The organism is Sphingosinicella humi (genome assembly GCF_003129465.1).
Lineage (GTDB): Bacteria > Pseudomonadota > Alphaproteobacteria > Sphingomonadales > Sphingomonadaceae > Allosphingosinicella > Allosphingosinicella humi.
The window spans coordinates 1,442,799-1,456,017 of record NZ_QFFF01000001.1 but is presented as its reverse complement, the minus strand read 5'-3'; the positions used below and the strand labels follow the sequence as shown (position 1 = coordinate 1,456,017).

General features: G+C 66.4%; 14 protein-coding genes and 1 tRNA gene. 6 read left to right on the top strand and 9 right to left on the bottom strand.

Annotation, left to right across the window (positions count from 1 at the left end; genetic code table 11):
• Positions 1–9: 9 nt before the first annotated feature.
• The gene (locus tag DF286_RS07220; RefSeq protein WP_109270814.1) at positions 10–198 is read right to left on the bottom strand and encodes a hypothetical protein; all 189 of its coding nucleotides are present in this window, start codon (positions 196–198) and stop codon (positions 10–12) included.
• 214 nt (positions 199–412) lie between these two features.
• Between DF286_RS07220 and DF286_RS07215 the strand changes: the two genes are divergently transcribed.
• Both DF286_RS07215 and DF286_RS07210 read left to right on the top strand, forming a co-directional pair.
• Positions 413–1,807 (top strand): sigma-54-dependent transcriptional regulator, encoded by a 1,395-nt coding sequence (locus tag DF286_RS07215; protein ID WP_243444756.1) that lies wholly within the window; start codon positions 413–415, stop codon positions 1,805–1,807.
• An 11-nt stretch (positions 1,808–1,818) separates the two neighbouring features.
• Positions 1,819–3,159: a sensor histidine kinase gene (locus DF286_RS07210; protein ID WP_109270812.1), complete on the top strand. Its 1,341-nt coding sequence runs from the start codon at positions 1,819–1,821 to the stop codon at positions 3,157–3,159.
• Positions 3,160–3,164: 5 nt separating this feature from the next.
• Here DF286_RS07210 and DF286_RS07205 read toward each other — a convergent pair whose 3' ends face one another.
• On the bottom strand, positions 3,165–3,596 hold the full coding sequence (locus DF286_RS07205) for an RrF2 family transcriptional regulator (protein ID WP_109270811.1): 432 nt from the start codon (positions 3,594–3,596) through the stop codon (positions 3,165–3,167).
• 43 nt (positions 3,597–3,639) lie between these two features.
• Positions 3,640–5,007, bottom strand: a complete 1,368-nt coding sequence (gene chrA, locus DF286_RS07200) for a chromate efflux transporter (RefSeq protein WP_243444755.1) — start codon at positions 5,005–5,007, stop codon at positions 3,640–3,642.
• Between the two features lie 524 nt (positions 5,008–5,531).
• Here chrA and DF286_RS07195 point away from each other — a divergent pair.
• Positions 5,532–7,895 (top strand): EAL domain-containing protein, encoded by a 2,364-nt coding sequence (locus DF286_RS07195; protein WP_109270809.1) that lies wholly within the window; start codon positions 5,532–5,534, stop codon positions 7,893–7,895.
• A gap of 34 nt (positions 7,896–7,929) precedes the next feature.
• Here DF286_RS07195 and DF286_RS07190 read toward each other — a convergent pair.
• Together DF286_RS07190 and DF286_RS07185 are read right to left on the bottom strand one after the other, a co-directional pair.
• Positions 7,930–8,020, bottom strand: a tRNA-Ser gene (locus DF286_RS07190).
• 50 nt (positions 8,021–8,070) lie between these two features.
• A complete protein-coding gene (locus tag DF286_RS07185) occupies positions 8,071–8,358 on the bottom strand; it encodes a 4a-hydroxytetrahydrobiopterin dehydratase (protein ID WP_109270808.1) in 288 nt (95 codons plus the stop codon).
• 39 nt (positions 8,359–8,397) lie between these two features.
• On the opposite strand from DF286_RS07185, the gene DF286_RS07180 reads away from it, so the two are divergent.
• Genes DF286_RS07180 through DF286_RS07170 form a run of 3 tightly spaced genes read left to right on the top strand, consistent with a single transcriptional unit; the run spans position 8,398 to position 10,015 of the window.
• Positions 8,398–8,811 carry a metallopeptidase family protein gene (locus DF286_RS07180; protein ID WP_109270807.1) on the top strand — a complete coding sequence of 138 codons (414 nt, stop codon included), beginning with the start codon at positions 8,398–8,400 and terminating at the stop codon, positions 8,809–8,811.
• Between the two features lie 20 nt (positions 8,812–8,831).
• On the top strand, positions 8,832–9,377 hold the full coding sequence (gene ccmA, locus DF286_RS07175) for a heme ABC exporter ATP-binding protein CcmA (protein ID WP_109270806.1): 546 nt from the start codon (positions 8,832–8,834) through the stop codon (positions 9,375–9,377).
• Complete coding sequence (locus DF286_RS07170; protein ID WP_109270805.1) at positions 9,374–10,015, top strand: heme exporter protein CcmB; 642 nt, start codon at positions 9,374–9,376, stop codon at positions 10,013–10,015. The genes ccmA and DF286_RS07170 overlap by 4 nt, the downstream gene beginning before the upstream one ends.
• A gap of 115 nt (positions 10,016–10,130) precedes the next feature.
• Here the strand turns inward: DF286_RS07170 and DF286_RS07165 are convergent, their stop codons facing one another.
• Genes DF286_RS07165 through DF286_RS07150 form a run of 4 tightly spaced genes read right to left on the bottom strand, consistent with a single transcriptional unit; the run spans position 10,131 to position 13,188 of the window.
• On the bottom strand, positions 10,131–10,997 hold the full coding sequence (locus DF286_RS07165; RefSeq protein ID WP_109270804.1) for a class I SAM-dependent methyltransferase: 867 nt from the start codon (positions 10,995–10,997) through the stop codon (positions 10,131–10,133).
• Entirely contained in the window at positions 10,994–12,220 is a 1,227-nt protein-coding gene (locus DF286_RS07160; RefSeq protein WP_243444754.1) for a M16 family metallopeptidase, read from the bottom strand. The genes DF286_RS07165 and DF286_RS07160 overlap by 4 nt, the downstream gene beginning before the upstream one ends.
• A gap of 12 nt (positions 12,221–12,232) precedes the next feature.
• The gene (locus DF286_RS07155; RefSeq protein ID WP_109270803.1) at positions 12,233–12,796 is read right to left on the bottom strand and encodes an SURF1 family cytochrome oxidase biogenesis protein; all 564 of its coding nucleotides are present in this window, start codon (positions 12,794–12,796) and stop codon (positions 12,233–12,235) included.
• Entirely contained in the window at positions 12,796–13,188 is a 393-nt protein-coding gene (locus DF286_RS07150; protein ID WP_109270802.1) for a DUF983 domain-containing protein, read from the bottom strand. Before DF286_RS07150 ends, DF286_RS07155 begins: the two co-directional genes overlap by 1 nt.
• Between the last annotated feature and the right edge of the window lie 31 nt (positions 13,189–13,219).

The following is a 13,219-nucleotide window of genomic DNA, read 5'->3' as shown; positions in this document are numbered from 1 at the left end:
CAAAAGGGTTCAGGCCAGCGACGGCTTGCAATCGGTCGAGACCACGCCCGTGGCGAGATTGGTGCAGACCTTGCCGACCATCACGCTGGTGGCGGGGCAGGTCCTCTTCGCCTGAACGGGTTCGAGCGCGGCGAAGACCAGGGTCAGCGAGAGCAGCATCCAGACGGCTGCCCCGGCGATGGAACGAGTGTTGGTCATTTCACGTCTCCCCGAAGAAGATTTCTTCAGCAGCTTTCTTCCAGCATCAGCCGTGCCAATCCGGGAGAGGCCCGGAAAACCGCCATTCCGCGGCTTCGCTGCGGCGGCGCCCTCCTGCCATTCTGTTCGTTTCCGGACGACAGGCGTTCGGCCGCGGACAGGCTGGCATGGAAATTGTTTGTGCCCCATCATCCAGGGTTTAGGAGTCGGAGCCGTGAAGCGGGGATCCACATTCGCGCGATGCATCATCATCGATGATGATCCGGACATATTGCTGTCGGCGCGGCTGCTGCTGCGCGACCTGTTCGAGGAGGTCGCCGTCTTCCAGGCGCCGGAAGAGGCGATGGCGGCCATGGAGGAGCGGCTGCCCGACGTCATCCTCCTCGACGCCAATTTCGGCCGCGGCGCCACCAACGCCGCCGAGGGCTTCCACTGGCTCGGCGAGATATTGAAGCGCGATGCCGATGCGGTGGTGGTGATGATCACCGCCCATGGCGGCGTGCAGATCGCGGTCGAAGCGATGAAGCGCGGCGCCACCGACTTCGTTTCCAAGCCCTGGTCGAACGAGCGGCTGCTGGCGACGGTCCGCACCGCCGCGGCCCTTCGCAACTCGCGCGAGACGGCGAGCACCGAGCGCAGGCGCGCCGCCGCCATCGCCCAGCCCCCCAGCGGCGAGACGCCGCTGCTGGGCAAGTCGCCTGCCATCCAGCGCGTCTTCTCGCTGATCGAGCGCGCCGCGCCCACCGAGGCCAATGTCCTCATCCTCGGCGAGAACGGCACCGGCAAGGAGCTGGTCGCGCGCGAGATTCACCGTCGCTCCCGCCGAGCCGACGGGGTGCTGGTCTCCGTCGATCTCGGCGCCGTCGCCGAGAATCTGTTTGAATCCGAGCTGTTCGGCCATGTGAAGGGCGCCTTCACCGACGCCCGCGGCGACCGCGTTGGGCGTCTTCAGGCGGCCGACGGGGGCACGCTCTTCCTGGACGAGGTCGGCAACCTTCCGCTCCACCTGCAGCCGAAGCTTTTGACGGCGCTCGAGCAGCGGCAGGTGATCCCCGTAGGGTCGAACAAGCCGGTGCCGATCGACATCCGCGTCGTCGCCGCGACCAACCTGCCGCCGGAGCGGCTCGCCGACGAAAGCCTGTTCCGCCAGGATCTGCTGTTCCGTCTCAACACCGTCGAGATCGAGCTGCCGCCGCTCCGCGAACGACGCGAGGACATTCTGCTCCTCGTCGATCATTTCATCGCCGTCTATTCGAAGAAGTATGGTAAGCCCGAGCGAGCCCTTCCCGACGACGTGGCGATGGCGTTGGAAAGCTATGACTGGCCGGGCAACGTCCGGGCCCTGCGCCACGCCGCTGAGCGCGCCGTGATCCTAGCCGGCGAAGATAGCTTCACCGTCGAGGATTTCTCCCTGTCGCGGAGCGGCGCGCCGAAAACCCCACCAACCCCGGCGACCGCCAACGGCGGCGATCTCAATCTCGATCGGGCGGAGCGGCACATGGTCGAAGCGGCGCTCAAGAAGCACGCCTACAATATCTCGCTTGCCGCCGCCGAGCTCGGCCTCACCCGCGCCTCCCTCTATCGCCGCATGGACAAGCATGGGCTGTGAGAGCGCCCGCCATGGGCTTTAAGCGCCGCTTCATCCTCGGCCTGCTGTGGCGGGTGATGGTGCTGCTACTGGCGGCTTTCCTGTTCGTCTGGTCATTGAGCCTTGAGGGCCTCGGCGCGGCGCGGCTCCTCGCGGCCCTGCTCTGCGCCGGCGCGATCGCGGGCCTCTGGCGCTTCATCCAGCGCACCAATGTCGAGCTGGCGCGCTTTGTCGATGCGGTGCGCTTCGGCGATTTCTCACAGAACTTCACCCACCGCCATGAAGGCAGCGGCTTCAGCGAGTTCGGCGAAGCGTTGGAGGAAGGCATGCGCCGCCTCCGCGACGAGCGCCTTCGCCTCAGCGATGACACCCGCTTCTTCGAGGCTGTGCTCGACGACGCGCCGACCGCCCTCCTCACCATCGATGCCGAAGGCAAGGTCGAGCTCGCCAACAAGGCCGCCCGCCGCCTGCTCGTCCGCCATAGCGGCGTTCGGATCGAGGATTTCGCCGAATATGGCGATGCCTTCGCCAAGAGCCTCGCCGACGCCTCCGTCGGACGGCCCCGGCTCGTCCCCTTGACCATCGACAGCGTGCCTCAGACTGCGATGATCAGCGCCGCGCTGGTGCACCGCCTCGGCAGCCGGGTCCGCGTGGTCGCCATACAACCGATCCAGGGCGAGCTGAACGCGGTCGAGATCGCAGCGCAAAGCGACCTGGTGCGCGTCCTCACCCACGAAATCATGAACAGCATGACCCCGGTCACGTCGCTGGCGCAGACGGCGGCGGGTCTGATGGCCGAGGTCGACAAGGGCGACGACCGCGACATCGCCGATGCACGAGCGGCGGTCGAAACGCTCGCCCGCCGAGCCGACGGCGTCATGCACTTCGTCGAAAGCTACCGCCAGATCAGCCGCACCCCCGAGATTCGGCGCCGCGTCTTCGAGATTCTGCCCTGGGCGCGCGAGCTGGAGGCGCTGTTCCGCGCCGGCGAGGCGAGCGCCGGCGTCACCTTTGCGCTCGAGGTCTCGCGCGACGACCTCACCATAGACGCCGACCCCGATCTGTTGGCGCAGGTCCTCATAAATCTGATGCGCAACGCCGCTGAAGCCGCCAGGGCGCACAGCGACGCACCGGCCGTGTCGCTATCCTTCGCCGAAACCCGAAGCCGGCGCGTCCAGATCGAGGTGGCGGACAATGGCCCCGGCGTGCCGGAGACGCTCCGCCACGACATCTTCCTTCCCTTCTTCACGACCAAGGAGAAGGGGACCGGCGTGGGCCTCAGCCTCGCCCGCCAGATCGTCCTCGGCCACCGCGGCTCGATCGATCTCGCGACCAGCGAGGCTGGCGGAGCGTTGTTCCGAATCCTGATCTGAGCCGGCTAAAGACTGGCAATCTCGTCCGCCGGAACGGGATCGGCAAGGCTAAGCCCATCCAGGATGCGCGCCGTTTCATCGCGCACCATCAGCATCACGCGGTGGAGGCGGCATTTCTCTTCGTCGATGCAGTTGGTGCATTGCTCATAGGCGAGCCGGCTGGCGCAGGGCAGCAGCCCCAGCGAACCGCGCGTCAGCCGCACGATCTCGCCATAGCTGATCTCGCTCGGCGGTCGCGCCAGCCAATAGCCGCCGTCGCGCCCGCGCCGGCTGCCGACCATGCCTTCCCGGCTCATCTGGGAGAGCATCACCGTCAGGAATTTCGGCGGGATATTCTGCGCCTCGGCGATCTCCGCGAGCTGCACCGGCCCTTCCCCATAGCGGTCGGCGAGATGGAGCAGCGCCCTTATTGTATACCGCGTTCGTTGAGAAAGCATCGGCCGCTCATGAACCCAAGCCGCGTTCTTGGCAACCGGTCCGCTAGAGGCCTTTCAGCAGCAGGCCCGCGAGGGCTGCCGTTCCGATGAGCGGGAGGATGCCCATCCTGAACCCCAGAGCCGCCACCAGCGCCGCAGCGGAGAGAAGAGCCGCCAGCGGATCGAGGCTGCTCCATTCGGGCAGATCAAACCGTAGCGGCCCCAGGCGCCGCTCGCTGACGGCACCGAACAGATAGTGGAGGGTGAACCACAAAGCGAGGTTCAGGATAACGCCCACGACCGCGGCCGTGATGGCGGAAAGCGCGCCGGCAAGGGCGCGGTTCTCGCGGAGGCGCTCGATATAAGGCGCGCCGGCGAAGATCCAGAGGAAGCAGGGAACGAAGGTCACCCAGCTGGTGAGCAAACCGCCCAAGGTCCCCGCCAGAAGCGGCGGCAGCCCCCCCGGATCGCGATAGGCGCCGAGGAAGCCGACGAACTGGGTGACCATGATCAGCGGCCCCGGCGTTGTTTCGGCGAGGCCGAGGCCATCGAGCATCTCGCCGGGCGCGAGCCAGCCGTAGGTTTCGACCGCGGCCTGCGCGACATAGGCGAGAACAGCATAGGCGCCGCCGAACGTCACCACCGCCATCTGCGAGAAGAAGAGGGCGATGTCGGCATAGACCCCCGCTTCCGCAGCGACGAGCGCGGCCACGGGGACGAGCCATAGCATCAGAAGCAGGGCCGGCAGTCCGAGCCGGCGGCGCGCCCGCGTCCGGGCGTGAAGAGGCAGGGCCGTTCCAAGGGCGCTCTCCGCATCGCCCAGCGACGTCCCTCCGCCCCCTGCGTACGCGCCCTGGACGAAGGCTCGGCTGCCGCCCTTCGCGGCGGCATAGCCGATCAGGCCGGCGCCTAGCACGATGAGCGGGAAAGGCAGGTCGAACAGGAAGATCGCGGCGAAGGCGGCGGCCGCCACGGCGATGCGAGCGCGGTTGCCGAGTGCGCGGCCGCCGATGCGGATCACCGCCTGGAATATGATCGCAAGCACCGCCGCCTTGAGGCCAAAAAACAGGCCCTCGATCGCACCGACATTGCCGTAGAGGACGTAGACCCAGCTCAAGGCCATGATCGACACGAGGCCAGGGAGGACGAACAAGGTGCCGGCGACAAGGCCGCCTTTCGCTTTGTGCAGCAGCCAGCCGACATAGATGGCGAGCTGCTGCGCCTCCGGTCCCGGCAGCAGCATGCAGAAGTTGAGCGCGTGGAGGAACCGCGCCTCGCCGATCCATTTCTTCTCCTCGACGAGGATGCGGTGCATCACCGCGATCTGCCCCGCCGGCCCGCCGAAGCTGAGCAGCGCGATCCGCACCCACACGCGCACGGCCTCCCCGAAGGCGATGCCATGATCCGGCGGCGACGCGGGGCTCTTGTCCACCAGCCCAAATGAGCCGCGCCGAAGGCGACCGCAAGGACTTTGCGCCCGGGACTCGCACGCGTTCAGATCAGGCGATTTGCCACCGACGAACGCGGCCCACCTGTCCCATATCGGGATTGCGCAGCACTCTAGTTTCGGATTGACTCCGTAACGATTTGTAAATGCTGGGTGATTTTATGCCTAACCAAAGATGATGATTTTAGGTTTACGCGACTTTAACCGAAAGCTATGTTGCCCAAGGATTTCACAGGGAGGAATTCACATGGAAAAGAAGGAACAGACCGTCGTGGTCGAGCTCACCGAAGCCGAAATCGCCGCCGTCGCGGGTGGTAAGGTTCTGGAAGGCAACACCGGCGTCGAAGGCTAAACAGCCTCAAAAATAGAAGTTCGAGGGCCCAGCGGCGAAAGCCGCTGGGCTTTTCTGATTCCGGCTCTCAGCTGAACACCGTGAAACCATCCATTTTGGGTAAGAAAAAGGAAAGGCTTTCTCGCTAGAAAATCTGGGGCGGAAAGGAGCGACCAGATTGAGCCCCGACAAGGGCATCAACCTCCGCATGGCACGACGGCCCGAGGGAGATGCCATCAACATGCTCATCCGGTTAGCAAACGGGCTAACAAGGCGCGCTGGAGCGATCATTGTCGCGGCAGCTTGCGTGGTGGGCGCTACTATCGAGCTCACGGGGGGGGCGGCGGCGCTAGAAAACTCCCTTGAGGAATTTCGTAGCGATCTCCTGAGAAAACCGGTTAGCGGCGAAACTGTGATCGTCGAGATCAGCGGGCGCAGCCTCTTGGAGGTGCATCCTTGGCCCTTCCCCAGAAGCATCCACGGTCAGCTTGTAGACAAGCTACGGCAAGCTGGTGCCCGTCAAATCTTATTTGACATCTCCTTTACGTCGCCGGCGAGCGATGTCGAACAAGACGTCGCGTTTGCCAAGGCGCTTGAGCGCGCATCGGAGCGTGTTGTCCTGCCGGCCGTTCTTGAGAGCGCTCCCGAGCTTGGCCCTCGGATCGAAAAGATGCCCGCCCCAATTCTACGCCCGCATGTACAGGTCGCGTCGATTTGGATTTCGCTCGATGAAGACGTATACGCGCGACGTCTTCCATACAGTGTCGAGATTGCCGGGGCTCAGCGACCGTCACTGGGTACATACCTCGCCAACCAGCCGAGCCGCCGTACTGATTCATTTCTGATCGATTGGTCCTTTGATCTAACCTCGTTTCCCACCGCCAATTACGCCGACGTCCTGACCGGGAACGTCGATCCAGGATTTTTCAGTGGGAAGAACGTCATTGTAGGTGTCACGTCGAGCACGCTCGGGGATCGCTGGACCGTGCCCAGCCATGGCCGTATTCCAGGTCTATTCATCCAAGCGGCGGCGTCGGAGACACTCAGACGCGGCCGCCCTGCCCCCCTCGGCGACTGGCCCGCTCTAGCGGGTGCAATTGTGTTTATCAGTCTCTCGCTGGCTTTTCGTAGAATGGTGGTCCGGTTGCTCGCTATGGCAGTGGGCATGACAATGCTGGTAGCGACCTACGTCCTGCTCCGGGAATTCACGCCGCTGATCTTGGGGACCGGCGCAGCGTTCTTTTCACTTGCGACCGCGATACTGCTTCAAAGCGCCGCCGGCATTGCGAGCAGCGTGATGTCGCGCCTGACGCAGGACCCTGGAAGCAATTTGCCGAACATCACGGCCATGCGGCTTTCCGCGCCTACGCCGGGGATCACCGTCGCGGTGCGTCTGCGCAACAGTGTTGAAACGGCCGCGCTACTGGGCGCCGACGTTCAGCGCGAGCTGTTGCGCAAAGTGTCCGCGCGCCTTTCGCTCGCTGCGTCGGGCGCGGCCGTGTTCCAGGTCGACGATCACAGCTTCGCCTGGCGCGCCGAGGGCAGCTTCGATGCGACGATCGAGTCGATCGAGGGCCTTCACGCCATCTTGGCGAGCGGCGTGACCGTCGGCGGCTGCACCGTCGACGTGACCGTCAGCATCGGTGTCTGCGAAGAGTCAGATCTCGATACGGACGCGGCGGTGACGGCGGCGCTGCTAGCCGCCGAGCGCGCGGCGCAGCGCGGCCTCAACTGGGAAAAATATGTGGCCGATGACGACGGCAGTTGGCGGCTGTCGCTCCTCGGCGATCTCGATCGGGCAATCGACCATGGCGAGGTATGGGTCGCCTACCAGCCGAAATTCGACCTCGCCACCCGGACCCTCATGGGTGCCGAGGCGCTGGCGCGCTGGTCCCATCCCGAGCGCGGCGATATCCGGCCCGACCTGTTCATCCCCATCGTCGAGGAGAATGGCCGCATCGAGAAGCTCACTTTGCACGTGCTTCATCAGGCGATCCGCGACTTCTCGGACCTCGACGAAAACCTGTCCGTGGCGGTCAACATCTCGATGCGGATGATCGGCCGGAACCGGCTCGTCGAGCCGATCCGGGCCATGCTCGAGAGATATCATATGGACGCTCAGCGCCTGACGCTCGAGATCACCGAGTCGGCCGCCCCGGCCGGCGAGGCGGGCATCCAGGAGCTCAATCGGCTGCGGGAGCTGGGGGTCAATATCTCGATCGACGACTATGGGACCGGGCAGTCGACGCTCAGCTATCTGAAGACGCTGCCGGCGACCGAGCTCAAGATCGACCGCAGCTTCGTCCAGCTCATCCGCAGCAGCAAGAGCGACGCCACCGTCGTCGACTCCACCATCAAGCTCGCCCACGCGCTGGGCCTCCGGGTGGTCGCGGAAGGCGTCGATTCGGAGGAGACCCTCGCGCTCCTCGAGGCGATGGATTGCGACATCATCCAGGGCTTCCACATCGGCGAGCCGACCCCGCTCCACGCCTTCCTAGCGCGGCTGCCCACGCCCAGCCATCGGGCGGCCTCGGCGAGCTAGCAAGGCTCAGGGCGGGACGACGCAGGAGAAGGAGTGGCGGAGCGGGAGGGATTCGAACCCTCGATACGGTTTTGCCGTATACTCACTTTCCAGGCGAGCGCCTTCGACCACTCGGCCACCGCTCCGCATGTCCCGGAAGGGACGCCATCTAGTGGCGTCGGGGCTTCAGGGCAAGCTAGCGCGCAAATGCGTCGATCCTTTTCGCCAGATCGATATCGCGGCGGGTGAGGCCGGCGGCGTCGTGGGTGGTGAGGAGGATGTCGACCCGGTTCCAGACGTTGGACCAATCCGGATGATGGTTGGCCGTCTCGGCGGCGAGAGCGACGCGGGTCATGAAGGCGAAGGCTTCGCTGAAGTCCGCGAACTTGAAGCTCCGCCTGATCGCATCGCGCTCCGCGTCGAAGGTCCAGCCGTCCAGCTCTTTCAGCGCCGCCTCGCGCTCCGTCGCCTCGAGTTTGGGCATGGTCGTCTCCGTTACTGGCGCCCTCCGCCGTTGCCCTCTATGTCCCTTTTCGTGAGCGAGGGTCAAACCTATGCGCCCGATAGGGGCATGTTCGAGCGGCTGGCGGACGAGGCCGTTCAGCGCCTGCCCGAGCCGTTCCGGCGGCTGCTCGACGGCGTCGTCTTCCGGATCGAGGAGTTTGCCGAGGAGGAGGTGCTGCGGGAGCTCGGCATCGACAATGCGTTCGACCTTACCGGACTCTATACCGGCCGGCCGATCGGCGAGCAGTCGTCGATGCTGTCGGGCGAGCTGCCGGCGATGATCCACCTCTATCGCCGCCCGTTGCTGAACGAGTGGGCGGAGACCGGCGTCAGCCTCGAAGCGCTGGTCACCCATGTCATCGTCCACGAGGTCGGCCACCATTTCGGCTTCTCCGACGACGACATGCACGCGATCGAGGATGCCGCCGGGTGACGGCGGGTCCGTTGCTCCGGATGGAAAAGGTCGCCTGCCGCCGTGGCGGGCGGCTGCTGTTCGAAGCGCTCGACCTGGAGCTGGAGCCCGGCGCGGCGGCGATCGTCACGGGGCCCAACGGCGTCGGCAAGTCGAGCCTGCTGCGGATCGCCGCCGGGCTCCTCAACCCCGCGTCCGGAACGGTCGAGCGGACCCAAGCCGCGCTGGCGGACGAACGGGCGGCGCTGGACGAGCGACTGACATTGAGCGGGGCGCTGAGCTTCTGGACGAGGCTGGACGGATCGGCCGCCACGCCCGGCCTGGCGGCGATGGGCATAGCCCATTTGGCCCCGGTGCCGGTGCGGATGCTGTCGACCGGGCAGCGGAAGCGTGCCGTGCTGGCGCGGGTGGTGGCGAGCGGCGCGCCGCTCTGGCTGCTCGATGAGCCGGCCAACGGGCTGGACAGCGACGGGATGAAGCGGCTCGTCGGCGCGATGGCCGCCCACCGGGCGCGCGGGGGCGCGGTGCTTGCCGCCTCGCACCAGCCGCTGGCGCTGGAAGAGGCGCAGCGGGTGGCGCTGGGATGATCGCCCTCGTCCTTCGCGAGCTGAGGCTGGCAGCGACCGGCGGCCACGCGCTGCTGCCGCTGGTCTTCTTCCTGCTGGTCGCGACGCTCTTTCCCTTCGCGGTCGGGCCGGACGCACCGCTGCTGGCCCGGACCGGCGGTGGAGCGCTGTGGATGGCGGCGTTGCTGGCGGCGCTGCTGCCGGTCGAGCGGCTGGTCGAACCGGATCAAGTGTCGGGCGTGCTCGATCAGCTGGCGGTGCGCGGGATGAGCGATGAGGCCGTCGCGCTCGCAAAGCTGATCGGCCATTGGCTTAGCTTCGGCCCGCCGCTGATGCTTGCGGCAATCCCTGCGGCGGCGCTGATGAAGCTGCCGGCGGGCGTTGTCGTCCGATTGGAGCTGGGGCTTTTGGTGGGCACGCCAGGGCTAGCCGCGCTGACCCTAATGGTGGGTGCTCTCACCGCCGGTCTCAGGAGCACGGGCGCGCTGGCCGGGCTGTTGATGCTGCCGCTCGCCGTGCCGCTTCTCATCTTCGGCGCCAGCCTCATCGAGCGCGGCAACGACGCCAGTGCGCTGAAGCTGCTGGCGGCCGTTTCGCTGCTGCTCGTGGCGCTGGCACCATTCGTGGCGGGAGCGGCCATCCGCGCGGGAAGGGATTAGGGTTAGCGCCGATTCCGTTCGTCCCGAGCGTAGTCGAGGGGCGTGTGTGATGAGTCCGTGCCAACGCCCCTCGACTTCGCTCGGGACGAACGAGTTTACGAGGCCAGCGTCCCGCTCAATCCCGCGACCACCTAGCGAAAATTGCGGTGGGGAGGAGGAGACCCCTTGCCTCCTCGCGTACCGCCATGTCTCCCATTTCCACTCGCCCGCCGAGATGGCCCGTCGCCTGTCGCAGCAGCTCGCCGATGGCCAGGGCCGACATACGCACTGCGTAGACCGTGAGGACCAGGAATCGGCTGTCGGCGTCGAGCAGCTTCGCGCAGTCGGCGATGAGACCGGGAAGGCCTTCCTCCAGCTTCCAAACCTCGCCGGTGGGCCCGCGGCCATATTTGGGCGGGTCGAGGATGATGCCGTCGTAGCGGCGGCCGCGGCGGACCTCGCGGGCGGTGAACTTGGCGGCGTCGTCGACGATCCAGCGGATGGGGCGCGCCTCCATGCCGGACAGCGCCGCATTCTCCTTGCCCGCTTCGACCGACTTCTTGGACGCGTCGACATGGACCAGATGGGCGCCGGCGGCAGACAGGGCCAGCGTGCCGACGCCGGTATAGCCGAAGAGGTTGAGCGCGGTGGTGCCTTCCCCCAGCCGTTCACGCATCCACGCCCATTGCGGCGCCATGTCCGGGAAGAAGGCGAGGTGACGAAAGGGGGTGCACTGGCTGCGGAAGCGGACGTCCTGCCATTCCATGTCCCAGCCTTCGCGCGGCACCGGACGCGCGAATTGCCAGCGGCCGCCGCCTTCCTCGTCGGAGCCCGGGATGAACTCGCCGTCGGCGTCCCACGCGTCCAGCGCCGGCGCCCACATCGCCTGCGGCTCCGGCCGAATGAAGCTATAGGGGCCGTAGCGCTCGAGCTTGCGGCCATTCCCTGAGTCCATGAGGCCGTAATGGCTCCATGGCTCCGCGACGAGGGTTGAGAGGCTCACGCGGCGCGGGCGGCGGGCACGCCGATTGTCGCCCGGGCGCGGGGGCCGCTCAGCATCTTCGAGCCGGCGGCGCGGACCTCGTCGACGGTGACGGCGTCGAGATCGGCGATCACTTCGGAAGGCTCGACGAGGCGCTCATAGAGAGAGAGCATGCGGGCGACATAGCCGGCCTGGCCCCAGCTCGACTCCAGGGACATGAGCAGGCCGGCCTTGGCCTGGGTGCGAGCGCGGTCGACCTCGCGCGGCGTGATGTCACGCGCGGCCTCGGCGACGATCTCCTCGATCAGCTTGGCGGCGGCAGCCGATTGCCGGCGGGCGGTGGCGGCATAGATGGCGAGGAGGCCGACGTCGCGCCAGGGCATCAGACTCGCATAGACCGAATAAGCGAGGCCCCGCTCCTCCCGCAGCCGCTGGAACAGGCGCGACGAGGCGCCGCCGCCGATCGCGTCCGCAAAGAGTCGGGCGGCGTAATAGTCGGCATCCAATTGGGCGGACCCGGCGAGGGCGAGGGCGAGATGGGCCTGATCGCTCGACGCGCGGCCGACGCGATCGCCGCCGGTGAAGCGGGCGCCTTGCGCCTCGTCGATGCCGCCGCCTGGAAGCTCCGAGAAGTGCCGCTCGGCAAGAGCGACCAGCTCGGCGTGATTGACCTTGCCGGCCGCGACCAGGGCGAGGCCGCCGGCCCGATACTGGCTTTCCCGCCAATCGTGGAGATCCTCGACCGAGATAGCGGCGATGGTCGCCTCGTCGCCGAGGATCGAGCGGCCGAGCGGCTGGTCAGCGAAGGCGGCGGCCAGCAGGTCGTCGAAGATGATGTCGCCGGGCGTGTCCCGCGCTTCGCCCAGCTCCTGCAGGACGACATCCTTTTCGCGTTCGAGCTCCCGCGGCTCGAAATGCGGGCGGAGGATCATGTCGGCGATCAGCTCGACGCCGAGCGGCACATGCTCGGCCATCACCGTCGCCATGAAGCTGGTATTGTCGCGATCGGTGGCGGCGTTGAGGTCGCCGCCCACATCCTCGATCGCCTCGCTGATCTCGCGCGCCGAGCGGCCGCCGGCGCCCTTGAAGACCATATGCTCGTAGAGATGTGCGAGGCCGTTGAGCCGCGCCAGCTCGTAGCGCGAGCCGGTATCGGCATAGAGGCCGACCGCCGCCGTTTCGACTCCGGGCATTTCGCGGGTCGCGACCTTGAGACCGTTCGGCAGGAGAGTGAGCTGCATCATCTGCGGACGGACTTAGGACGCGTGGTTGGTAGGGGCAACCTTCCCCCCGCCTTTGCGTCTCAGCGCCAGCAGGTAGATGACGGCGGCGGCAGCGGCGAAGAAGAACCATTGAATGGCGTAGAACAGGTGATTGTTCGGGATGTTTTGCGCGAGCGGAATAGCGCTCGGTTCAAGCGGCGGATCCGGCTCGCTCACAATGAGCAGGGGCGGCTGCTCGTTGAACCTTAGAACCGGCCCGACAAATGTATGGTCGCCAGGCTCCAGGATAACCACCTGCGGCGCCTTAGACCAGCCCAAGTCTACCGTCAGTACTCCCATCTCGCCCTCGGCCAGCATCGCCTCACATGGCACGAGATAATGATATCCAACCATGTCATCCTGATTCCGTCCGGCCCGCGCTTCTGGGTTTTCGCTAATCCGGCAGTCGATCGAAATCGGCGGCCCCGCCCCATAGGCCTCAGCTTGCGCTATCAGCGCCTCCTTCCACTCCTTCCGCTCCAGCTGCCAGACGCCGAGACCGATCATGACCGCGACGGCGGCGGCGACGATCAGGCTGGGAAGGACCGGCAACCGCATCAGTCGCTGATCCGGCCTTCGCGGGCCTTGTGCCGATATTCGAGCGTGAGCAGCGCCGCCTTGGCCAGGCGAAGCAATCCAAGAACCGCGGCGAGGGTGACGAGCGGCCAGAGAAGGAGGTGAAGCCACAGAGGCGGCGCGGCCGCCAGCTCGAGCGTGATCGCGAGGCCGGTAACCAGCCCCCCGACGATCAGGATCAGGAAGGCGGCCGGCCCGTCGCCGACGTTGAAGGATGAGTAATCGAGCCCGCAGGCGCGGCAGCGCGGAGCGAAGCGGACGATCCCGTCGAAAAGCGACTTGGTCCCGCAGCCGGGGCAGAAGCCTTTGAGGGCGGCTTCAGCGACCCCCCTCCCGCTTGCGGGAGGGGCCGGGGGAGGGATTGTCGCTTTCACGGGTTTCGGCCGACAGGCCCTCCCCTCAATC